Annotated in this window: 21 protein-coding genes; 8 read left to right on the top strand and 13 right to left on the bottom strand. The window is 60.5% G+C overall.

What is annotated here, in order from left to right; genetic code table 11:
• Nucleotides 1–3: 3 nt before the first annotated feature.
• The 9 genes from JQC81_RS17970 to JQC81_RS17930 all read right to left on the bottom strand — a co-directional run bounded on the left by JQC81_RS17970 (nt 4) and on the right by JQC81_RS17930 (nt 10,009).
• Nucleotides 4–2,553, bottom strand: coding sequence for a cbb3-type cytochrome c oxidase subunit I (locus JQC81_RS17970; protein ID WP_203273194.1), 2,550 nt, complete (start codon nt 2,551–2,553; stop codon nt 4–6).
• Between the two features lie 23 nt (nt 2,554–2,576).
• Nucleotides 2,577–3,521 (bottom strand): cytochrome c oxidase subunit II, encoded by a 945-nt coding sequence (gene coxB / locus JQC81_RS17965; RefSeq protein ID WP_281400303.1) that lies wholly within the window; start codon nt 3,519–3,521, stop codon nt 2,577–2,579.
• 46 nt (nt 3,522–3,567) lie between these two features.
• Nucleotides 3,568–3,939 (bottom strand): c-type cytochrome, encoded by a 372-nt coding sequence (locus JQC81_RS34375; protein ID WP_203273157.1) that lies wholly within the window; start codon nt 3,937–3,939, stop codon nt 3,568–3,570.
• A gap of 51 nt (nt 3,940–3,990) precedes the next feature.
• Nucleotides 3,991–4,875 carry a c-type cytochrome gene (locus JQC81_RS17955; RefSeq protein ID WP_203273156.1) on the bottom strand — a complete coding sequence of 295 codons (885 nt, stop codon included), beginning with the start codon at nt 4,873–4,875 and terminating at the stop codon, nt 3,991–3,993.
• Nucleotides 4,872–6,641 (bottom strand): GMC family oxidoreductase, encoded by a 1,770-nt coding sequence (locus tag JQC81_RS17950; protein WP_203273155.1) that lies wholly within the window; start codon nt 6,639–6,641, stop codon nt 4,872–4,874. Before JQC81_RS17950 ends, JQC81_RS17955 begins: the two co-directional genes overlap by 4 nt.
• Nucleotides 6,642–6,653: 12 nt before the next feature.
• Nucleotides 6,654–7,442, bottom strand: coding sequence for a gluconate 2-dehydrogenase subunit 3 family protein (locus JQC81_RS17945; RefSeq protein WP_203273154.1), 789 nt, complete (start codon nt 7,440–7,442; stop codon nt 6,654–6,656).
• Nucleotides 7,443–7,806: 364 nt separating this feature from the next.
• The gene (locus JQC81_RS17940; RefSeq protein ID WP_203273153.1) at nt 7,807–8,595 is read right to left on the bottom strand and encodes a c-type cytochrome; all 789 of its coding nucleotides are present in this window, start codon (nt 8,593–8,595) and stop codon (nt 7,807–7,809) included.
• 116 nt (nt 8,596–8,711) lie between these two features.
• A complete protein-coding gene (locus JQC81_RS17935) occupies nt 8,712–9,773 on the bottom strand; it encodes a sodium:calcium antiporter (protein ID WP_203273152.1) in 1,062 nt (353 codons plus the stop codon).
• 83 nt (nt 9,774–9,856) lie between these two features.
• The gene (locus JQC81_RS17930; protein ID WP_203273151.1) at nt 9,857–10,009 is read right to left on the bottom strand and encodes a DUF3309 family protein; all 153 of its coding nucleotides are present in this window, start codon (nt 10,007–10,009) and stop codon (nt 9,857–9,859) included.
• Nucleotides 10,010–11,282: 1,273 nt separating this feature from the next.
• Here JQC81_RS17930 and JQC81_RS17920 point away from each other — a divergent pair.
• From JQC81_RS17920 to JQC81_RS17910, 3 genes are all read left to right on the top strand, one after another.
• The gene (locus JQC81_RS17920) at nt 11,283–12,071 is read left to right on the top strand and encodes a hypothetical protein (RefSeq protein ID WP_203273149.1); all 789 of its coding nucleotides are present in this window, start codon (nt 11,283–11,285) and stop codon (nt 12,069–12,071) included.
• Nucleotides 12,072–12,175: 104 nt separating this feature from the next.
• Nucleotides 12,176–12,412 (top strand): hypothetical protein, encoded by a 237-nt coding sequence (locus JQC81_RS17915; protein ID WP_203273148.1) that lies wholly within the window; start codon nt 12,176–12,178, stop codon nt 12,410–12,412.
• A 34-nt stretch (nt 12,413–12,446) separates the two neighbouring features.
• Nucleotides 12,447–12,869 carry a DUF6789 family protein gene (locus JQC81_RS17910; RefSeq protein ID WP_203273147.1) on the top strand — a complete coding sequence of 141 codons (423 nt, stop codon included), beginning with the start codon at nt 12,447–12,449 and terminating at the stop codon, nt 12,867–12,869.
• On the opposite strand, the gene JQC81_RS17905 is transcribed toward JQC81_RS17910, so the two are convergent.
• From JQC81_RS17905 to JQC81_RS17890, 4 genes are all read right to left on the bottom strand, one after another.
• Nucleotides 12,856–13,629, bottom strand: a complete 774-nt coding sequence (locus tag JQC81_RS17905) for a TrkA C-terminal domain-containing protein (RefSeq protein WP_203273146.1) — start codon at nt 13,627–13,629, stop codon at nt 12,856–12,858. The genes JQC81_RS17910 and JQC81_RS17905 overlap by 14 nt on opposite strands.
• A gap of 244 nt (nt 13,630–13,873) precedes the next feature.
• Nucleotides 13,874–15,403 carry a Do family serine endopeptidase gene (locus JQC81_RS17900; RefSeq protein ID WP_203273145.1) on the bottom strand — a complete coding sequence of 510 codons (1,530 nt, stop codon included), beginning with the start codon at nt 15,401–15,403 and terminating at the stop codon, nt 13,874–13,876.
• Nucleotides 15,404–15,727: 324 nt separating this feature from the next.
• On the bottom strand, nt 15,728–16,189 hold the full coding sequence (locus JQC81_RS17895) for an MgtC/SapB family protein (RefSeq protein WP_203273144.1): 462 nt from the start codon (nt 16,187–16,189) through the stop codon (nt 15,728–15,730).
• A 166-nt stretch (nt 16,190–16,355) separates the two neighbouring features.
• Nucleotides 16,356–16,631 carry a hypothetical protein gene (locus JQC81_RS17890; protein ID WP_203273143.1) on the bottom strand — a complete coding sequence of 92 codons (276 nt, stop codon included), beginning with the start codon at nt 16,629–16,631 and terminating at the stop codon, nt 16,356–16,358.
• Nucleotides 16,632–17,324: 693 nt separating this feature from the next.
• Here JQC81_RS17890 and JQC81_RS17885 point away from each other — a divergent pair.
• From JQC81_RS17885 to JQC81_RS17865, 5 genes are all read left to right on the top strand, one after another.
• Nucleotides 17,325–17,486, top strand: a complete 162-nt coding sequence (locus JQC81_RS17885; protein ID WP_203273142.1) for a hypothetical protein — start codon at nt 17,325–17,327, stop codon at nt 17,484–17,486.
• Nucleotides 17,487–17,489: 3 nt separating this feature from the next.
• Entirely contained in the window at nt 17,490–17,954 is a 465-nt protein-coding gene (locus JQC81_RS17880) for a COG4315 family predicted lipoprotein (protein WP_203273141.1), read from the top strand.
• Between the two features lie 28 nt (nt 17,955–17,982).
• Complete coding sequence (locus JQC81_RS17875; RefSeq protein ID WP_203273140.1) at nt 17,983–18,672, top strand: PRC-barrel domain-containing protein; 690 nt, start codon at nt 17,983–17,985, stop codon at nt 18,670–18,672.
• Nucleotides 18,673–18,853: 181 nt separating this feature from the next.
• A complete protein-coding gene (locus tag JQC81_RS17870) occupies nt 18,854–19,282 on the top strand; it encodes a superoxide dismutase family protein (RefSeq protein ID WP_203273139.1) in 429 nt (142 codons plus the stop codon).
• 274 nt (nt 19,283–19,556) lie between these two features.
• The gene (locus tag JQC81_RS17865) at nt 19,557–20,228 is read left to right on the top strand and encodes a PRC-barrel domain-containing protein (protein WP_203273138.1); all 672 of its coding nucleotides are present in this window, start codon (nt 19,557–19,559) and stop codon (nt 20,226–20,228) included.
• Nucleotides 20,229–20,465: the final 237 nt, after the last annotated feature.

Below are 20,465 nucleotides of genomic sequence, written 5' to 3'. Positions count from 1 at the left end.
CGCCTACCCCAGCAGTCGAGGAAAGGCATGGACGACAATCAGGCCGATGAGGCCCTGGACTGTCGCGTACTGCCACAGAAGTTGGGTGTTGTCGTAGGTGGCCCGTCGCACACCATTCAGTCGGCCGGACAGAGAGCGCGCGATGGTATAGAGCACCATGATGACGAGCACAGCGGCGAAGAAGCCCTGCCAAGCCGATATGGTGTAAACCACCGCGCCATAGCCGCTCTCCGATGGGCGAAGGCCCGTGGAGAGCTGTCCGAAGATCTCGAGGGTCACGGCTCCCACGAAGGCCGGGATCGCCAGGAGGGCGAGCAGGCGCATCGGCCATGCGCTCCGCTCGGGCACACGGGCAAGGGAGCGCCCGCCGATGAACATCGCGGCGCTTCCGACAATGTAGAGCACGGCTGACGCGGCAGGCCAGCCGAGCGACGGCAGCCCGCCTGCCTGCGGCCACATCTCGGGGTTCACAGTCCAGAGAAAGAAGTAGGAGAACAGGAGACAGGCGAAGGTGGTCCCGGCCACCAGCTCGAGCACGATCATCGCCCAATAGGAATGGCTCATCGGGCCCGTAACATAGGTCGGCAAATGAAGGCCGCCGCCGATATCGACGGACGGAGAGCTTGGTCCCGGATCCGTGTCCCACATCCACCAGATCACCATGACAACGGCGAAAACGCCGCAGGTGAAGGCTGGAATATAGAGCTTGACTGTCAGGCCCAGGAAGAATGCCGCCGTGAACACCGCCGCCAGGACGGTCGGCCAGCTCGGACCCGGCATCTGCAGCACATATTGCGGCCGGGCATCAATGGGGCTCGTAATGATAGTCTCACGGCCACCCGTCGGAGCATTCGGCAGATAGTAGCGGCCCGCCTCCACGTCCCGCGCCAGGTTGGGCTGATCCCAAAGAGGCTCGCGGCTGGTAACAATGGGGATCGAGCGGGTCTGATAGTTGCCGCTCGGGAGCCACTCTAAGGTTCCGGCATTCCACACGTTGCCAGCATCGCCCTGGAAGGGCCGGAAGTTCTTGGCGAGATCGATCAGGAAGATCAGTACGCCGATCGCGATCATGTAGGCGCCGATGGTCGCGATCAGGTTGATGGGGCCCCACCCCATCTCGGCAAGGTACGTATAGTTGCGCCGGGGCATGCCCATCAGGCCTACGATATGCAAGGGGAAGAAGGTCACATTCACGCCAATGAACATGAACCAGAACGACCACTTGCCGAGCCGCTCGGACAAAGGCCGCGTCGAGGCAGTGGGAGCCCAATAATAGAAGGCAGCGAAGATCGGAAACACCATGCCGCCGATGAGCACGTAATGCAGATGGGCGACGATGAAGTGCGTATCATGCGCCTGCCAATCAAAGGGCACCATGGCGACCATGACGCCCGTGAGCCCGCCGAGCGTAAAGATGAACAGGAAGCCAAGGAGAAAGTAAGTCGGCGTTCGCATCTGCAGCTTGCCGGACGCGATGGTGGAGATCCACGCAAAGACCTGGATGCCGCTTGGAATGGCGACCGCCATGCTGGCTGCCGAGAAGAAACCGAGCGAGACTTGCGGAAGCCCTGTGGTGAACATGTGGTGCACCCACAGGCCGAAGCTCAAGAAGCCCGTTCCGATGATCGCCAGCACCACGAGCCTGTACCCGGCAAGCGGCGTCTGCGCCATTGTCGGCACCATCATTGACACCATGCCGGCTGCGGGCAGGAAGATGACGTAGACCTCCGGATGGCCAAAAAACCAGAACAGGTGCTGCCACAGGAGCGGATCCCCGCCTCTTTCCGCGATGAAGAAGGGCCAGTGGAAGGCCCGCTCCAGCTCGAGCAGAAGGGTTGCGAGGATAACCGCCGGAAACGCGAAAACGATCATCAGGGCGAAGATAAGCATGGCCCAGGAATAGACCGGCAGCTTGTCGAGGCTCTGCCCCGGTGCGCGCGTCTTCAGGACACCCACGATGATCTCGATGGCGCCGGCAATGGCCGAAATCTCGATAAAGCCGATGCCGAGAAGCCAGAAATCGGCGTTGATGCCGGGTGAAAACTCATAACTCGTGAGCGGCGGATACATGAACCAGCCGCCATTTGGTGCAAGGCCGAAGAACAGGCTGGTGAAAAACGCTGTTCCGCCGATGAAATAGGCCCAGAACGCATAAGCTGACAGGCGTGGGAAAGGCAGATCCCGTGCGGCCTGCATGTTGGGCAGGAGGAAGACCCCGAAGGCCTCTACCATGGGCACGGCGAAGAGAAACATCATGATCGTGCCGTGCATGGTGAAGAGCTGGTTGTACAGCTCGTGCCCGACCAGGCGCATCTCCGGCTGTGCCAGCTGGGTGCGCATGATGGTGGCAAGAATCCCGGCCAGCACGAAGAACATCAGGGCAGCACCAACGTACCACAGGCCCACATAGGTGTTGTTGACCGCCGACAGGATGTGGATCCCCCTTGGGGCCCGCCAGATCCGCTTGAGCTCGTCAAGCTCACCTTCAGGCCGCGGCACCGGGCTGGGAAACTGAACCGGAGCAGCCTCTTTCTGCTCGCGGGTATCCGCCATTCCGCCTTGCCAGGTCGTATCGCTCACTTGAGGCTCTCCAGATAGGCCGCGATGGCGCGAAGCTCCTCGCCCTGCAGGTTGCCGAACGAGGGCATGAGATTGCCGGGCTTCAGGTGCTGTGAGGACGAGATCCAGCCGGCGAGAGTGCCTACATTGGTTGGATACGTTCCTGCGGCGATGGACAGGCGGCTGCCGACATGGGTCAGATCAGGGCCTAATGCTCCATTCGCAGGCGTGCCGCGCACCACATGACAGGCCCCGCAGCCGTTCTGCAGGAACAGCTCCTTGCCTTGGATGAGCTGCGTAACCACCGGCTCGGCGGCAGGCTGGATCTGAGCAGCGTACCATGCCTCAAAGTCGTTCGACTCCATGGCCACGACATAGAAGGCCATGAGCGCATGCTGGTCGCCGCAGTATTCGGCACATTGCCCGCGGTAGATGCCAGGGCGATCTGCCGCGAAGCGATAGACGTTCGTGCGCCCAGGGATCATATCGAGCTTGCCCGCCAAGCTCGGCACCCAGAAGCTGTGGATCACATCCTCGGTTTTCAGCACGAACTCGATCGGCCTGCCGGTTGGGATCCTGATTTCGTTGGCGCTCACCAAGCGTGGCGTGCCTTGTGCGTCCAAGTAATGAACCCGCCACCACCACATCTCGCCGACCACCTCGATACGCAGGGCAGGCGATCCAGGCGTTACGAGATGCCGGGCAACCGTGAAGCCATAAACGAGAAGCGCTGTGAGAGTGACGACCGGAAAGACGATCCCGAGCCAGATGATGAAGCGCCTGTTCGTCATCCATTGTCGCCGTTCGGGCGCAACGAACATCGCGATGGCCGTCAGCACAATCACCAGGAGGAAGATGAGCCCTCCTCCGATGAACATAACCCAGCTCAGCGTTTCGACCCTATCGGCGTGGGGACCACCGGGATGAAAAGCTGATTGCTGCGTGTTGCATCCACTCAGCATCACGAACGCGATAAGTCCGAGGACTGCCCGATGCACCATCACGCGTTCACCGTAATGTATAGAGATAAGCCGCCACATGGCGTGCCTCATCTTCGGTGAGCGGCAGGGAGGGCATGCCGGTATTGGGCGCTATCTCGGGTGCATCCTTGACCCAGCGCGTGAGAATGGCGGGATGGTTTGGCGCGACCCCGCCGACAAGCTGGCGGTGACCGAACTTCTCAAGGGACGGGCCAACGATTCCATGGGCTCCAGCAACACCTGGGATGATGTGGCAGACCCCGCATTCGACGGTGTCTATGATGGCCCTGCCCCTCTCTGGATCGCCTCCGACCACACGCTGCTCGGCCGGAACTTCGCTTTCGTTACACGCTCCGACAGCAAGCAAGAATAGTGCAGCAGCGCACTTCCGAATGCCCATTCCGCCGATGCTCATTGAGAGGTGCTGCATCTCCATACTTCACTGCAGTCCCTATCGTGAGCGGTTGATCTGGTCATCGGTAGAGGCGTTCCCCATACCTGGACCGGCTTGTCCCTCCGGCAAGTATGGTGGCTTGACATTTTGCAGCCCTGGGATCGGCGAAGTTGCGTTCGGAGACGGAGGAGCAAGCTGTCCCTGCCAAACCTGCGGATTCTGGCTGGGACCGCCAGACCGCTGCTCTCCTTGCGGGCTATATCCAGGCTGGATTGAAGCGAAGTAGAGCGACACGGCGCGGATCTGCTCGTCCGTCATCGCCTTGGAAATCAATTCCATGACGTTCATGGGATCGCCATCACGTCGCCCCTCCTTCCAGAGACGAAGCTGGAGCTCCGTGTAAGGCGCATATTGGCCTGCAAGCGATGGATAGATCATCTGTCCGCCGCGCCCGTTCGCGCCATGGCATCCGGCGCATGGCGGAACGGCCTGCTCGGGGATGCCGACCGCCGAGATCGCCCCGCCGGTCTGCAAGGTTCGCACATTCACCTCCGCGTGAGGCAGCGTGGGCGCATTCCTGATGGAGGCGTAATAGGTGGCAACAGCCTGCATGTCCTGATCCGACAGGCTCCTAGCGATGGGGCTCATGATCTCGTTGGGGCGCAGACCCGAGGCGTAGTCCTGGAGCGTCTTGTAGAGGTACCAGCCGCTCTGCGGGGCTAGACGCGGAAAGACTCCGCTCGAATTGCCGACGCCCTCCAGTCCATGACATTGGATGCACGGGACGTTCTGCCGGTCGCGCACGCCACCCAATGCGATTTCTCGGCCGCGGATGATGTCGGGCGCTCCCGCAGGTCCTGCCGGAGGATTCTGGCTCTGCGAAAGGACCGGCGCTGCGGCAAAGGTCGCAATGCCGAGCGCGAGAGGAATTGCCCGCGTCATGCCTGCACCAACGGTCTTGGGTTGTTCAGGTACTGCTTGATCATGGCATCAGCCGCCCAGTACGTGAGCGCCGCGACCGTAGCGGTCGGATTGTAGCCCGCATTCTGCGGGAACACACTTGCGCCCATGACCCATAGATTGTGGGCGTCCCATGACTGGAGATAACGGTTCACGACGCTGGTTTTCGGATCAGTGCCCATGATGGTTCCGCCCGAATTGTGCGTGGTCTGGTAGGGCACGATGGAATAGTGGTCGTCGAGCCATCCGACGGAGATTTGCTTCCCACCCATGGCTTTTGCGATCTCCACCACCTTTCCGGTGATGTGCCGAGCCATTAGACGGTCATTGTGCGGGAAGTCGAAAGTGAGCATGCCGAGCGGTTGCCCAAATGCGTCCGTGTAGGTGCGGTCGAGGCCGATGTAGTTGTTCGGGTGCGGAACCGAGGAGCCGTGAAAGCTGATGCTGACGGTGCTGTTGTAGTGCCGGGCCACTGCCCGCTTCCATTCGAGTCCCCACCGGGGCGTACCCTCGGGAACCGGGTGATGATAGATCGGGCGTCCGGAGGTCTGATAAGCCGCCACATAGCCACCGCCGATAAAGCCGAGGCCGGAATGGTCGAAGCTGCCGTTGTTGAACTCGTCGATAGCCGTGCCCAAGGCGCCCGCGCCCATGAACGGGTTGATGCGTTTCTCGCCCTCATAGAACACGTTGATGCCGGTCATGGTCTGATAGGTGTAGTTGCGCCCGACCGTGCCGGTCCGGGTTTCCGGGTTATAAGGCTCGCCGATCCCGGATTGCAGCATGAGAATCGGGTTGTGATGAGCAAAGGCGCAAAGCACCACCATGTTCGCGGGCTGGAAGACCTCGCGCCCCTGCGCATCGACATAGGTGACGCCGGTCGCCACCTTCGCCTGCCGGTTGTATTCGATGCGGGTGACATAAGCCCGGGTGCGCAGCTCGAAGTTTTTGTTGGCCATCGCCGAGGGCAGGATGCAGACCTGCGGGCTGGCCTTGGCGAAGTGCTCGCAGCCGAACCTTTCGCAGAAGCCGCAATACATGCATGGCTTGAGCTCGGCGCCATACGGGTTCCTGTAAGGCCGGGTCACATTGGCCGAAGGCACCGGAAATGGCTTGTAGCCCAGTGAAGCAGCTGCCTGGCCGAACAGGTGGCCCGAGTGGCTTTTCTTCATGGGCGGGTTTGGGTAAGGCTCGCTGCGCGGCCCCTCGAAGGGGTTGCCGCCGACTTGGATCTGGCCCTTGAGGTTGCCTGTGGCTCCGCCGATACCAAGAACTTTGTCGGCGAAGGTGTAGAAGGGTTCCAACTCGTCGTAGTTGACGCCCCAGTCCTGAATGGTGACCTCGGGCCCGAGGTGATTCTGGCCGTACTTCTCGTTCACCCAGCTTCTTAGCCTGAACCATTCCGGCTGGAAGCGCCAATATTGACCGTTCCAGTGGACGGCCCCGCCGCCGACGCCTTCGCCCGGCAGGAAAGAGCCGAGCTGGCGCATTGGGAGCGCCTGCTGCCCGACGAAGTTGCGGAACGTGAGGGTCTGCACACTCGGGTCCTGCATGAGCGCATAGCGGACGTCGTACTTCAGCTCATCGTGCATGGTGGGTGACTGGAAGTCCGGCACGGTGTCGCGCATCTGCCCGCGTTCGAGAGAAACGACCGTATATCCCGCCTCGGCAAGTTCTCTGCCCAGGATCGCGGCGGTGAGCCCCCCTCCCACGAGAGCAACGTCGACAGGCTTCATGCGAACCGCCATTGCCGCTCTCCTCTATTGATTATGATCGTGATTGTGACCGGCAATATGGGCGTGCCGTGCGGCCGAGTTCGCGAAGCTGATCGGCGGGCGTGTGTAGGGCAGATCGTAAAGCTCGACGAGGTCGACGTACTGGGCGTAGGCCCCTGGGAAACCGATCATGCGCCAGCTCACCATGTCCCGGTTACCGCCATAGGCGGGATCGGCCAGGAAGCCCTCGACCGTGTTGGCGAGCAGTGTTTCGAAGAAGACCGGTGCCGGCAGCGAGGGAAGCTGTATCTGAGCGCTCTCAAGACCTTTAAGTACCTCGTCCATGACTGTCTCGCCCAGGTCCCAGAACTCGCGGCCATTGTAGGCTTGCCGGCAATGCTGGCGGGTCTCCTCGATGCCAATGCGGTAGAGTTCGGCCGGTGTGTGCCGAAGCTGATAGCCCTGCTGCGGCGGGGCATCGGGAACCCAGGGACCCTTCAGATACATCTTGGCCCCGGAACCGTAAGCCCCGGCAAGCTGGTGATCGATGAAATACAGGACACCGGCCCAGGCGGCACCAGGCCATTCCGGATCGGCAGGGATCAGCCGCTCGACCGCGGCCTCGACGAACCGTGCCTCCTGATCGTTGAAGAAGAACAGGGCGTCTGTCTGCGGTGGCGCGGAAACGGGCGGGGCCGCTCCTTGGGCCGGCGCAGGCGCGGGCGCCTGAGCGATATGCTGAGGTGCAGCAACAGTCGCGCCTGGGACGGCGGCGGCTGCGCCGGCAGCGCCGACCACCTTCAGGAGATTACGGCGGGATATGGCATCGTTCATTGGGGTTTCTGCTCCTGCCGGAGGACAACCTGGAGGCAGCCCTGGTGAGCCGGGGTGTCCTTGTAGGAATCGCATAAGGACGCATTGGGCAGCGGGGGCACAGTGATCTCGCCGGGCGGGCCTGACGATTGTTGTGTTGGTCCACTATGACCGGTGGTAGAGGTCTCCGTCGTGCCCGCGCCCACATGGGCAACCTGCCCCTTCTGCCGAGCCTCTCCCTCTTGGACTTGGGATCGGCTATCCGATTGAGCGGGATTGGTGCTTGAGTCAGTGCCTTGAGCGAAGGCCACTGGAGCCATGGCCCCATTGGTCAGCAGCAGGGCTACGCTCAGGGCGCGGATAGTATGATCTGCATACATCTCACTCACCTCGCGTTTGGGCGCTGGACTGCACCCGGTGGGGAGGAAACCATAGGGCTCGCAGCCTGAAGCCGTTCGGGGGTGATCGTCTGTGGGCGGATCGAAGCGTAATAGAGCGAAACAGCACGGATATCCTCATCCGTCATGCGCTTGGCGATGTCCTCCATGGCGACAGCACTGAGGCGGTCACTTTTGCGCGCTCCGCCTTTCCAGGCATTAAGCTGCGCCTCCATGTACATCGCGTATTGGCCTGCAAGGTACGGATAGGTCGGCGGCAAACCAGCTCCTGCGGGTCCGTGGCAGTTGATGCAGCCTTGAATGCTACGCTCGGAGCTCCCAATAGCGGCAAGAGCTCCGCCGTGCTGCAGGAGTCTTGGATCAGCCGCTTCCGGCGAGACGAAGGGAGCCTGCTCCTGCGCTGCGTAATAGGCTGAAACATCACGGATCTGTCGGTCGGAGAGACTCTGCGCGATGGGCGTCATGATCGGGTTCTGCCGAGCGCCGGAGGCATAATCCTTCATGGAATCGTAGAGGTACTTGTAGACCTGCCCGCTCAAGCGCGGGAAGGCTGCCGCAGCATCGCCTTTGCCGTCCATGCCATGACACTGAAAGCATGCGCCGCCCGGGCCAACGCCGGCTGCGGCCACCACGATTGCCTGGCCGCGTTCGACATCGGTTCCGCTCGGATGAACGATGGCAGGATCTGGCACCTGCCCATTTTGGGCATACCCAACTGCAAACAGAAGCATCCCTGTTGCGGGCGCAAGAGCAAAGGGAATGAGGAAGCGGGGCATGAGCATGCCGCTCCTGGATGTTAGGTTGTTTCTGGCCCTTTCAGACAAACGTTGCCACGGCCAAGTTGTTCCGTCGCTTCGCCCCTTGGATAGATGCTAGCTCCTGACCTCAGATCTTACATTTGAAGAAGGTAGAGCAGAACGATGCCGCCCACGAAGATGAGGATCGCGGCCAAAGCGTCGTACCCCATACGCAGGAAGGTTTTATTCTTGCGTTCCAGGAGCCCGATCACGAAAACGGCGGTAAGGATCAAGCCAAGGAGCGCCGCGACTGCCTCAAATCGTCCGGCGGTGTTGAGGACAGGCTCTCCTGCGTAGAACACATCTGCGAGCAGAAGCAGGCCGATCGTGAGAAGGTTTGTGCCAAACACATCGCCTAAGGCCATCTCGTAGCGTTTCATACGAACGGCAGCCGTGATCGAGCTAACTTCCGGCAGGGACGTCGCAAAACCGACAAGCACGAGTCCGACGAGGCTTGCGCCGAGGCCCGTGAGTTGCGAGATGGCATCTCCAGCCTGTGCAAGGGCAAAGCCTGCTACCAGTATGACCAAGGCGGCCAGAGACGTTCGCCCGATAAGGCTGGTAAGCGACACTTGCTTGAGCGGAGCCCGAAATTCAGGTGCACCTTGGCTTGTGTCGACCGCGGTTCCCTCGTCTCTGACGGTGTGCCAGGGAGCGCGCCGCCCGTACGCGGCAGCAAGCCAGAAGGCAAAGACACAGTAGCAAAACAAGGCAAACGACCAAGCACCTATACCTGACACAGGGACGTCCCCGGACACGATAGCCATGGCAGCGAAAGCAAGGGCAGTGATGCTGAGCACACCCTGCATGAGCGTTGTCGACTTGCCTATCGCCGATGTGATTGCGTCTCGCCCAAGAACCGCATCGGCGAGGGCAATCAGCAGGACGTTAATGGCAACGCTTCCAAGGAGATTGTTGACGGCAAGTGATGCATTTCCGGTCCAGGAGGAGGTACTTACGGCAGCCACCTCCGGCAGGGAGGTGATACCTCCAAGAAGCAGCATGCCTGCGAAGGCCTGTCCAATTCCTGTTCGATCTGCAATGGCATCCAGATACCCCGTCAGGCGAGTTCCGGCCCACCAAACGCAAGCTGCAGCCATGGCGAAGATCAGAGCGTTAGCCCAGAGGCCGAAGGTGCCGAAGTTGAGCAATGACATCGGTCTACCCCGAGCCGTTTCAACCGGTCACGCCAGCCAACCCAGTAGTAGCACGCCGCGGCTTGCCACGGGCAAAGGCCGCACTATCCCATGATCAGCATACCCACAATGGCCGCCAGCACGAGCCCAAGAGCCCCGCTGGGCCACAATCCCCAACTCCGGCTGTAGGGCCAGACTGGGACTGTGGCGACAATGAAGAGGATCACGAGAGCTATCAGGATTCCGCTCAGGGACATCGTGTCATTCGCCTGTCATGGTGCCGATGTGGAACGCCAAAGTAAACGTGACCGTTGCCAGCAGGCTCGCTCTGTCCAGGGCAATTGCCGCTCCAGAGCTTCGATCCAGTCACTGTGATTTGCTCGGATCTAATACTCCAATCACTGTTCTCTGCAGCCACGACGACTGCCAGCTGCCTCATGTCGGCTGCCCAATCGGGAACACGCACGTTCATACGCAGGGTACCGTCAGACGCTGTACGCGCCCGTTCAATGATCTCATAGGCTGCCTGGCGTCGGCCCGCACCGATGACAACTGGCGTATCGGATGGCAGGCCCTGTGCCGTCACCGTTAGCGTCTCGCCCGAGGCAATCTCTGCCGGAGTAGCCGATACCGATCCTTTGACTGACCCCGTCCCGGAGCTCTGGAGTTGGCGCTCAACGCTCTCCATACGCTGGCGAAGATCCGGGTTTCTGTCGAGAAGATCCTGGGCTGAGGAGCCGAGATTGCGGGCGAAGTCCGACAAAGTGCCGACGGCCTGCCCCGCAAGGGACCCAAGGCGCCCGAGCCCCTCGCCGACGTCTCCGCGTACGTCGAGCTGCATACCAACCCGAAGGTCTCGGGATCCTTCAATACGTGGGTTAAGCCGCATCAAGCTCCGCTCCGTGACGTCGCAGCGCTCTGCGATGCTGCTTAGCGTATCACCCCTCTGCACCGTAACCGCATCGCCACACCCCGAGGGTTGTGTCTGCGACAAGGCCACGCTCGGCAGCAGGGCACAAGCGAAGAGCGGGACTATAAAGCTGAGATGCTTTGTCATGCGACAACCCTCCAATGATGATGTCCCGGATCAAAACAACAGGAACAGAAGGATAATGATCGGGATCGGAATACCGATCATCCAGAGTAGAAGACCTTTGAACATTATCATCTCCCCTCGTGGCGAGACAAAAGTCTGACGAGGCAACCCGGCGCAGTGCTGATGGTTCACGCCATGAGAGCAGAGGAGTAAACTTATGTGCCCCAACCGTCCGATCATGATCTCTATCCTGCGGCTTGCGGGAAGATTGGCATGTGCGGCTGGCGCAGGGCTCCTTGTGATCGCATTCTGGGCTGAAGCGCTGCGTGCTCTCCTTATCCTGTCGGCAGCCGCTGCAGGTGCGGTAGGCCTTACGTTTCTTGGCTTTGCGACGAACCTCGTCATCCTGCACGATATCCGCTCTCACCTGCAGAGTCGCGGCGAAAAGTGAGACTTGCTTACGCTCGGCCGAGAACTCCTGCCGGGAGCATGCGTTGGCAGAAGCCATCTCTGCTGCAGAACAGGACACGATGCTGTCTCAAAGCACTCTCGCCCTCATCATCGCTCTTGCGTTTTCCGGCATGCATGTCTTCGGCAAGAGCATGGTGTTTCTGCGAACGACGCCCCGCAGTGCGTGGCTGTCCATCGCGGGCGGGGTCTCGGTCGCCTATGTGTTCGGGCATCTCCTGCCGGAGCTCGCCGCTCACCAGGAGACCTTCCGCCGTGAGACTGAGGAGAACCGTGGCTTTCTCTCAGGGCTCGAGAGCCACACCTATCTAATCGCTCTCCTCGGCTTGGCCGTCCTCTATGGCTTAGATCGCCTTGCCCGCACCTCGGCCAGGAACGAGGAGCGGGCTGGACGCGACAAGCGGCCATCTCGCGGAGCCTTCTGGCTCCATCTCGGCTCGTTTGCGATTTATAACATGCTGATCGGCTATCTTCTCCTGCACAGGGAGGAGACGGACGTGCGCAGCCTCATCATCTACGGCATCGCCATGCGCCTGCACTTCGTTGTCAACGACCAGGGCCTGCGTGAGCATCACGGCAGGACCTATGATCGGGAAGGCCGTTGGATCCTGGCGGTGGCCCCTCTGCTCGGCTGGGGAATTGGCTTGATGACAGAGCTTCCGCTGCTGGCTATTGGCTCCTTGTTTGCTTTCCTCGCCGGCGGCGTCGTCCTCAACGTGCTCAAGGAAGAACTGCCGGAGGATCGGGAGAGCCGGTTTTCGGCTTTCGCACTCGGAACAGGGGCTTACGCAGCCCTGCTCCTGACATCTCATTAGGCCTGCATGGCGCTCATCCTTGAACCCTCCTGGCCCTTCTGGTGTTGAGCCATTAGGCACGCTGCTTTCACGGATGCCATCCGCACCTGCGCTGGAGAAATTCGATGCTTGATCTCAGCAGGATTCATAAGGGTATGCAGGTGCCCACCTCCGATGACCACCGGCTCGGCACCGTTCGCGAGATCATGGAGCATGTCATCTTTCTCGATGAAGTCGAGGCACAGCCAGGTACTAACAAGACCTCGGTACCGATGATATGGATCAATGACGCGGTGCGCCTCACGAAGTCTCGCGACCAGGTTCTGAAAGAGTGGCAAGCCAGACCGGCCTCAAGCCTATGAAAGCTTGGCAGACTTCAGGAAAATGGGATAAGTGATGATCGATATTGGCAAAGGTATCATAGCTGGCCTTATCGCCTCGGCGGCTGTGTCCGGAGTGGTGTTCTTCTCTGCTATGGTCGGCCTTGCCCCTAGCCCCGATCCCGTTCATGCCTTGACTGGCATCCTATTCTCGCCACTGGGTCTAAGCTGGGTTGTTCACTTCGTGCTGGGCACATGTCTCTGGGGACCCCTCTTTTCGATCTTAACCCCAATCCTCCCCGGCCCATTCTGGTTCAAGGGAGCAGTCTTCGGCACGGGCGCGTGGCTCGTCATGCTTCTTGTCGTCTGGGCCGCTGATCCAACCGTGTCGCCCGAGCCCGCTCTAATGCCTGTTGCGCTTCATCTCCTCTTCGGAGTCACGCTCGGGTTGATCTACGCGGTCCTACTTCCTGCCAAGCAATCCGCTATCCAGAATTGATGGCCCCCGTTTGGGCCTCCTCATTCTCTACCTGCCGCTCGATCTTGACGGCCTCCTTGTGTCCAATCTCCCCTTCTGGGCCGGCCCGCCTGCGGCCCAGTTCCGCTAATACGGGCGAGCGTCCATAGAGGACGAGTGTATCGCCCGATCGAATATCCATGCTGCCCCTTGGAGCGCCCTCGTACCGACCGTCCGCGTGCGTGACACCAAGGACCAGAACACCCTCTTCAGGCAAACGCAGACCCTCCAGGCTGCGGCCCGAGAGCCAGCTGTTCTCCTGCACCTTCAGTTCCATGACTGCATATTCTCCCGCCAAGTGGAGCAGTCCCGCATAGTCTCGGGTGTCGAGATCAGTGTAACGCTTGAGCGCACGGGCGATGACGCGTGACATCCACTGGCTGATCCAGCGGCTTCGGGCGAAGATCCATACGGCCGCGAAACCACCGATGAGCGCTGCCAGTCGCAGCATCCCGTCTCCTCTTTCCTCGACACTGACGAACGATAGCATCAAGGTCGAGGCGGCTGTTACAAGGCCTGCACTGCGCAGAAACATCAGCGTGCTGATGATCTGCCGCCTCACCGGATGGTTCACTGCCTGCTCTGCCTCGGCTGTGGTAAAACCTGTGCCGGTCCAGGCCGAGCGGGCCTGGAAACGGGCAGCCTCCCGTGACATGCCCGTGAGGATCAAGGCCTCGGCTGCAATTCGGACCACAATCAGAGATAGGAGAAGAACAAAAATCAGCGTTCCGACAGCGATCATGCGGCGTTTCACTCCCTCGCGCTAACAGAACGCCGGAAGACTGGCTCAGGCTACATGACCGCATTCAAAATATTGGCCAAGCTCTGCGTCGGTTCGGTTTCTTCATATGTGCTGGCGAAGGCTGGCCGAATAACATTGGCCACAAACAAGGCTGGCGGCAGGATACGAGTGGTCGCGCCTGCCGCCAGCCTCTTCGATGATGTCATGCTCTTCGAGCGAGCATTGCTGCCAAGCGATGCCTCAGCTACGCGGCGGGCACCTGAACGGCGATGAAGCGGGAGCCGTTCTGCGCCTCGACCCGGAAGAGCACCGCCTTCCTGCCGGATTTGCGGCTTTCCTCGATCGCCCTTTGCACGTCGGCGGGCGACTGCACCTGCTGGCCGGCCACTTCGGCGATGACGTCACCCACCCTAAAGCCGCGCTCGGAGGCAGGGCTGTTTGGCTCTACCTCGGCCACGGCGACGCCCTTCTTGCCGCCGGTGGCGGGGGAGAGCTTCAGGCCCAGCTTGGCGATGGGCGTGTTCTGGCTGGCCGGAGCCGCGGACGCAGCCTTCTCATCAGGCAGGGAACCGAGCTTGACGTCTATTGTGCGCCGGGAGCCGTCGCGCCAGACCTCGACCGTGGCCGTGGTGTTCGGATCAAGCGACGCAATGTGGCGGGACAGGTCGCGAGCGCTCTTGACCGGGTTGCCGTTGACGGAGAGCACGACATCGCCAGTTTTGATGCCAGCCTGCGCGGCCGGGCTGTTCTCGGCCAGTTCCGCCACGATGGCGCCCTCTGCTTTCTCGAGCCCGGTGGCGGTGGCGATATCCTTCGTCAGCGTCTGGATTTGAGCGCCGAGGTAGCCGCGGTCGACCCGACCCTTTTCCTTCAGCTCCGCAACTACCGACTGGACCGTTTCGGCCGGAATGGCAAAGGCAATGCCGACATTGCCGCCTGACGGTGAGGCGATGGCGGTGTTCACGCCGACGACCTCGCCCCTTTGGTTGAAGGTCGGACCGCCAGAATTGCCCCGGTTGACCGGCGCATCGATCTGGATGAAATCGTCATAAGGGCCCGCTCCGATATCGCGCCCGCGGGCCGACACGATGCCCGCCGTGACGGTGCCGCCAAGCCCGAATGGGTTGCCGACCGCCAGCACCCAGTCGCCGATGCGCGGCGTCTCCGCCGCGAAGGGCACGAAGGGCAAGTTCGAGCCTTCGACTTTCAGAAGAGCAATATCTGTCTTTGGATCCGTACCGACGACCTTTGCATCAAGCGTGCGGCCGTCATCCATCAGCACCTGCACCTTGGAGCCATTGTCGACCACATGGTTGTTCGTGACCAGATAGCCGTCGGCGGAGATGAAGAAGCCGGAGCCTTGAGCGCCGCCACGCCTTGGAGATGGCTGCGGGCCAGGCCTCGCATTCTCATTTCCGCCACGGAAGCGGCGGAAGAACTCCTGGAACGGGTGGTCGTCCGGCAAGCTGAAGTTGGGACTATCAGGACGACTAGGGGCAGCCGAATTAGAGGCTGCGGCAGCGCCGTCGACCTCGACTTTGACCGACACGACGGCAGGCTTCACCCGGTCGATCACGTCGGCAAAGGAAGGAACCATCTGAGCCGCAGGTGCGGCCTGCTGGGAGGGAGCCCCCTGAGCCAGGGACTGCTGCGGCGCTGCGAAAAGGCCAGTCGCCACGGCGGCAAGTGCGGCAGCTCCGAGCAGGTAGGCCTTGATTGGAGATGCTTGGCGATGGGCAAATGAGTCTGAGACAGCGTAGCGGTAATGCGACATGCTATTCCTCCTGTTGCTTGGTCTTCGGAGACCAGTCTGGCGGGAAAATGCAGATGTGCAGCTGACGTCACCCTTTCGAATAAATGACGGATTGGTAAGAGTTTGCCCTGTAAAGCCCGATCTTGTGCGTCCGCTAATGCCAACTATCTTGGCGTGATCCGGCACTGATTGGACGAACGCTTCCTCCTCACAACGGTTCAGTGGCGAACGTGCTCAAGCTGCGAGCAAAATCGTCCTGGATCAAGTTTTCTCGGAACGCTTGCAGGTCTTGGTTCCTGCGTCTGCATACCTGCGTAAGAACGCGAACCGATGAGGACAGATCGATCATTTCTCGCCGTCTTCCACGGATGTAGAACGATGCCGCTCAGCAAGAGGCGTCAGCAACCACAGGACAAGTAGGTTGGTTATGCTCAGTACGACTGCAATGTTAAGGCGATTGTAGCCGACAGCGACACCAATCGCCCCGGCATTCCAGATACTTGCTGCCGTAACAAGCCCACGCACATCAGTGCCGTGCTTCACAATCGCTCCGCCCCCGATGAAGCCGATTCCCGAAATGATTCCTTGAAGCACGCGTGCCTGGCTTTCCGCATTGGTGCCAGGCATCAACTTGACGAGAAGTGCAAAGCCGCATGCGGCTATGGCCACAATGGGGAACGTTCGAAATCCGATGCTTGTGTACCCGCAGCCGCGCTCCCAACCGATCGGAAAGGCAAGAGCGAAGGCAATGCCCATGTACGCAAGATCATGAAGAATGACACTCCAGTCGAAGTCGAACAGGTTCATCAGCATCTGATACCTACAATGCCGCGTGGCAAACGCAGGGGCGGCTTGTCCAATATTCGTCAAGCTCGGATGAGGAGCAGTCTGGTAGGAGTAGGAACGGTCACCGCCCGCTAATCATGGGGCGGTGACGCGGTCCGCTTTATTCATTGGACGCTGGTTCATCACCTCATTTTGTCTTCAGGTTGGAGAACATCAGCACCTTGCGCTCGAAGTCGAAAGTGGTGTGATCACTCAGACGAAACAGCCTCAGCATAGGATCAAGATCGTCGGCGTCGGGCTGAAGGATGTATTCCTCGACACCATTGTCGAGAATAAGCTGGACCGTGAACTTTCCTACCTCGCCGCGCCCCTGCTCGGTCCAGGACGCCTGTATGTCGGTGACCTGCCGCACCTTGTAGTGCCGCTCCAGTTGCTCCGACTGCCTCTCGTTCTGGTCTGCCATGGTGCGCTCCTCTTGCTGCTGGCTTTGTGTGGCGGGGCTCGCCAGCCTGTAAAGAGGCGTACGTCAGCCCTGTTCCATGGCGTTTTTCTTCTGGTGTCCCTCTAACCCCAACGAGTACTCTGCCTGCTCATTGATCTTTTCGCCACAGTGCCTTGCTTATTGGGCCAGGAACCAAAGGGTACCGGGTGCATGGCTCGAACCAGTGCAGGAGGCAAAAGCCGGCATGCTCCGCCACCCTCAGTTTGTGCGCAGAGAAATCCCGAACCGCTGCTCAAGAGATTGAACCGGCTGCGGCATGCGGCTGACCAATTTGGAGGTCTGAGACCGCCGCTGAGCGCCGATCAGCCAGGCGAACAGGGCGAGGTGAGTCAAGAGCCACCTGGGCTTGGGTATTCAGTTCCGGTGTGTAGGGTGTTGGGCCGGGTATGAGCCGATGAAGCCGCTCGGTCCAGGTTATTGCTGATACGTGCAGTCTAGCCTGGCGTTCACCGGAACCACGTCAAGCACGCACCTGAGTTTGATCCGGCGCATTCGTTTAGTAGCGCTGCTTGGCACAGCTGCCTAGGATGGAAGTACACCAGCTTACCACCGAATAGCATCATCAATGCCGCACAGGAACGAGAGAGCCCGCAGCCTGTTCGCCTGACGAGGATGATTGCCGGCTCCTCGACAGCATAACTTAGGAGGGTGCCAATGAAGCACGGAGCATTCATCGGTTCGACAATCATGATCCTTGCCGTCGCGGTGCAACCAAGCACAAGCGACGCCCGGACCGATGAAGGACAGGCGGAGTGCGACAGGCTCATCAGCATGCTGGAACAGAAGCCACCTGCTGAGGCCCATGAGGCTCTTTAGCAAATGCGTGTCTTCCGCCAAGGCAATCAGTACCAGGCCTGTATCGACACCGCTCAGGCGGGACAGAACCGCCCTACCGCGCAGATGTTAGGCGGAGCGAAAATTGAGGTTCGCGAGAAACAACCCTTCGATCAATACCTCACCGACTCTGAGGGGCGCGCAGTCGATATGTTCACCGCAGACAAACCCGGCACAAGCACCTGTTACGGAGCCTGCGCAACGGCCTGGCCCCCGGTGATCACGAGCGAGACACCGCGCAAAGGCGAGGCTGTGAATGACGCGATGGTGGATACGCTCAAGCGCAAGGATGGCAAGTTGCAGGTTACCTACAACGGCATGCCGCTCTACTATTTCACGAAGGATCAAGGCCCCGGGTCGACCGCCGGCCAGGATGTGAAGGGCAGTGGCGGAGAATGGTATCTTGTCTCCCCAAAGGGTCAGAAGATTGAAGGCAGGCAGGGAAGCTGACGCCGCTGCATCAAAGAGGCCAAGTGTTATGCATCGAGTTCTCGCCGCAACCACGATCGTAATTTTTGTCAGTTGGAGCGCCTGTCTCTCACTGGCAGCTCAAGGTCACTCGTCGGATGCCACCAGCGCGCAGACGGTATATGATGGTTGGCGGGCACGTCAGCTCCTCGCAAGCTCGGTTCTCACCAAACAGGATCGCCGTTCCATCGGCTCGGTGCGTGACCTCATCGTCGACAGGGACGGCCGCATGGTGGCCATTGTTATTGAAGGTGGTGGTCCGGTGCAGATCCCAGACACAGTCTACCGCGTTCCGTGGATGGAAGTTGATCCCACACCAGGTGAGGCGGGCGTCACGGTCGATCTCTCCGATGCCGATAGACCGCACTACGGCCTGGTTCCCGGCACAGAAGGCACTCCCAGTCTGCCGCGGGAGTTTCGTATCACTGAGGTGATCGGAGACTACGCTCGCCTGCAGGCAGGACAGGGCTTCGGCTATGTGACAGATGTGATCGTCACGAAGGATAACCGCCTCGCTGCCGTTCTGATCACCCGCGATGGCGAGTCCAGCGGGCGGACCATCGCCTTTCCGTTCTCTGGCATCGAGACCCGGTGGGATCCGGGTGCAAGCTACTTCGGACTGCCCCATGTGACGGCGGAACAAGCTGAACAAGCGGCCATTTCCATCGACAGGTCGGGACTTTCTCCAGCTGGCCTTTGACGGGAGTCCGCAGAGAACCGGTTCTGTCTTCCGGAGGGTGCGCATACAATCGAGCGAAGATTCATAAAGGCTAGAATTCCTGCCCTTTTGCCTAATGGCTTGCCTGTGCGCCCCGGTGGCCCATGCGCAGCAATCGTCCCCGCAGCCGACCTCAACTCCAAACAGCGCTTAGGCTGTGTTCATGGACCGCAATGGAAACACTCTGGGAACAGCAACCCTGATCGACGCTCCGAATGACGTCCTTATTAGTGCCGAGCTTTCCAACCTGCCACCGAGTGTGCACGGCTTCCATATCCACCAGACGGGGAAATGCGACCCTGCCACCGGCTTCGACTCGGCAGGCGGGCATTACGACCCACGCGGCGCAAAGCACGGCTTTGCGATAGAAGGCGGACCTCACGCAGGCGACATGCCGAACCAGACGGTAGAGCAAGGCGGCACACTCAAAGCGGAGGTGTTCAATACCTATGTCAGGTTCAACAGCGGCGATGCTCCGCTCTTCGATCAGGACGGGTCGGCACTGGTTGTGCACGCGAGGGCCGACGACTACTGCAGCCAGCCCTCCGGGAATGCAGGTGACCGTCTGGCCTGCGGCGTGATCCAGCGGTGAGAGGACATATCTCGTATGCAAGTGGCGGGGGAACTCGACGGCGCAGCATCTGGCTCGGCGCTGAAATTACAACCAGTCTTGCACAAAGCGCCCCAAAAGAACCCCGCCACAAAGCGGGGTGAGTTTGTTCCTCAGGACCCATGCTGAATAGGTCAGGAAATCAACTGAGGTAGAGCACTGGAGTTCCGGACTTCATCCGCTTGATCGAACGAATGAGCGCGGTGCGACGTTGTGTCCTCAGGCTCACGTGAGCCCGCAACGTCAGGAGAAACCCATGCTGAAGACCCACATGGTTGCCTGCCTCATGGCCACTGGCCTGATCGCAGCCCCAGCTCTCGCTCAGACTTCGCCGACGGCTCCGGCCACCAACACGGCTCCTGTGACCACCCCCGCCGGACCGGCCGGCTCGACGATGGGCGCGAACCCCAACGCCACCACAGGTGCGAACACCGGCAATGCCAACATGGCAGGCGGCAGCTTCATGACCCAGCGCGAGCCGGGCATGTACAGCGCCTCCGAGATCATCGGTAAGGATGTGCTTGGAGCCAACAACGAGGATATCGGCGAAATCGGCGACGTCTTGATCGACCGCAGTGGACAGGTCCGTGCTGTCGTGGTCGATGTGGGCGGCTTCCTCGGCATCGGCGAGACCCATGTCGCAATTCCCATGCAGCAGGTGCAGATGCGGTCCAACCAGCAGAACGCGGGCACAACCGGCACGGCTGGAACCACCGCTGGGAACACCACCGGCTCGACCGGGACGACAGCCACCACAGGGACAACAGGTACGGCTGGTCAGAACACGGCTGCCGGCACGAACAACTCTCAGAACCAAGCAGCAGCCGGGGCGAACAGCGGCGCGGCTGACATGGTCATCGTGGTCATGACCACCAAGGAACAGCTCCAGAACGCACCCAAGTTCGAGGAGGGCGCTCGGCGTCAGTGAGCCCTGCGAGGGAGGGTTAGAGCCCTCCCTCCCCTGCTCCAGCTGAATGCCGCTATGGGATCGTGTTGTCGGTGCGATTTATTGCCCGTTCGAGAATTCACCGCAGGTATACAGTCTTGTAGTCCGCACCCGGGTGCGAACCCCTGCATGTTGCAGTCTTAGTGCCCGTTTGAGAATTGCTACGGGTGAGCGATGCGGCGGAGCATGAGACTGCTCATGGCCACCCCGATCATGGCT

The organism is Microvirga arabica (genome assembly GCF_016811235.1).
GTDB classification, from domain to species: domain Bacteria; phylum Pseudomonadota; class Alphaproteobacteria; order Rhizobiales; family Beijerinckiaceae; genus Microvirga; species Microvirga arabica.
Note: the sequence above shows the minus strand (reverse complement) of the source record. Positions and strands in the feature narration are given on the sequence as shown.

Bases quoted from the DNA above. Each gene is read 5' to 3' on its own strand.
- JQC81_RS17865 (WP_203273138.1), top strand. From the start codon at position 19,557: ATGCTGAAGACCCACATGGTTGCCTGCCTCATGGCCACTGGCCTGATC.
- coxB (WP_281400303.1), bottom strand. From the start codon at position 3,521: ATGCTGAGTGGATGCAACACGCAGCAATCAGCTTTTCATCCCGGTGGT.
- JQC81_RS17945 (WP_203273154.1), bottom strand. From the start codon at position 7,442: ATGAACGATGCCATATCCCGCCGTAATCTCCTGAAGGTGGTCGGCGCT.
- JQC81_RS17950 (WP_203273155.1), bottom strand. From the start codon at position 6,641: ATGGCGGTTCGCATGAAGCCTGTCGACGTTGCTCTCGTGGGAGGGGGG.
- JQC81_RS17880 (WP_203273141.1), top strand. From the start codon at position 17,490: ATGCGTGTCTTCCGCCAAGGCAATCAGTACCAGGCCTGTATCGACACC.
- JQC81_RS17940 (WP_203273153.1), bottom strand. From the start codon at position 8,595: ATGCCCCGCTTCCTCATTCCCTTTGCTCTTGCGCCCGCAACAGGGATG.
- JQC81_RS17870 (WP_203273139.1), top strand. From the start codon at position 18,854: ATGGACCGCAATGGAAACACTCTGGGAACAGCAACCCTGATCGACGCT.
- JQC81_RS17915 (WP_203273148.1), top strand. From the start codon at position 12,176: ATGCTTGATCTCAGCAGGATTCATAAGGGTATGCAGGTGCCCACCTCC.
- JQC81_RS17955 (WP_203273156.1), bottom strand. From the start codon at position 4,875: ATGACGCGGGCAATTCCTCTCGCGCTCGGCATTGCGACCTTTGCCGCA.
- JQC81_RS17905 (WP_203273146.1), bottom strand. From the start codon at position 13,629: ATGATCGCTGTCGGAACGCTGATTTTTGTTCTTCTCCTATCTCTGATT.
- JQC81_RS17970 (WP_203273194.1), bottom strand. From the start codon at position 2,553: ATGGCGGATACCCGCGAGCAGAAAGAGGCTGCTCCGGTTCAGTTTCCC.
- JQC81_RS17930 (WP_203273151.1), bottom strand. From the start codon at position 10,009: ATGTCCCTGAGCGGAATCCTGATAGCTCTCGTGATCCTCTTCATTGTC.
- JQC81_RS17935 (WP_203273152.1), bottom strand. From the start codon at position 9,773: ATGTCATTGCTCAACTTCGGCACCTTCGGCCTCTGGGCTAACGCTCTG.
- JQC81_RS17900 (WP_203273145.1), bottom strand. From the start codon at position 15,403: ATGTCGCATTACCGCTACGCTGTCTCAGACTCATTTGCCCATCGCCAA.
- JQC81_RS17875 (WP_203273140.1), top strand. From the start codon at position 17,983: ATGCATCGAGTTCTCGCCGCAACCACGATCGTAATTTTTGTCAGTTGG.
- JQC81_RS17885 (WP_203273142.1), top strand. From the start codon at position 17,325: ATGAAGCACGGAGCATTCATCGGTTCGACAATCATGATCCTTGCCGTC.
- JQC81_RS17895 (WP_203273144.1), bottom strand. From the start codon at position 16,189: ATGAACCTGTTCGACTTCGACTGGAGTGTCATTCTTCATGATCTTGCG.
- JQC81_RS34375 (WP_203273157.1), bottom strand. From the start codon at position 3,939: ATGGGCATTCGGAAGTGCGCTGCTGCACTATTCTTGCTTGCTGTCGGA.
- JQC81_RS17910 (WP_203273147.1), top strand. From the start codon at position 12,447: ATGATCGATATTGGCAAAGGTATCATAGCTGGCCTTATCGCCTCGGCG.
- JQC81_RS17890 (WP_203273143.1), bottom strand. From the start codon at position 16,631: ATGGCAGACCAGAACGAGAGGCAGTCGGAGCAACTGGAGCGGCACTAC.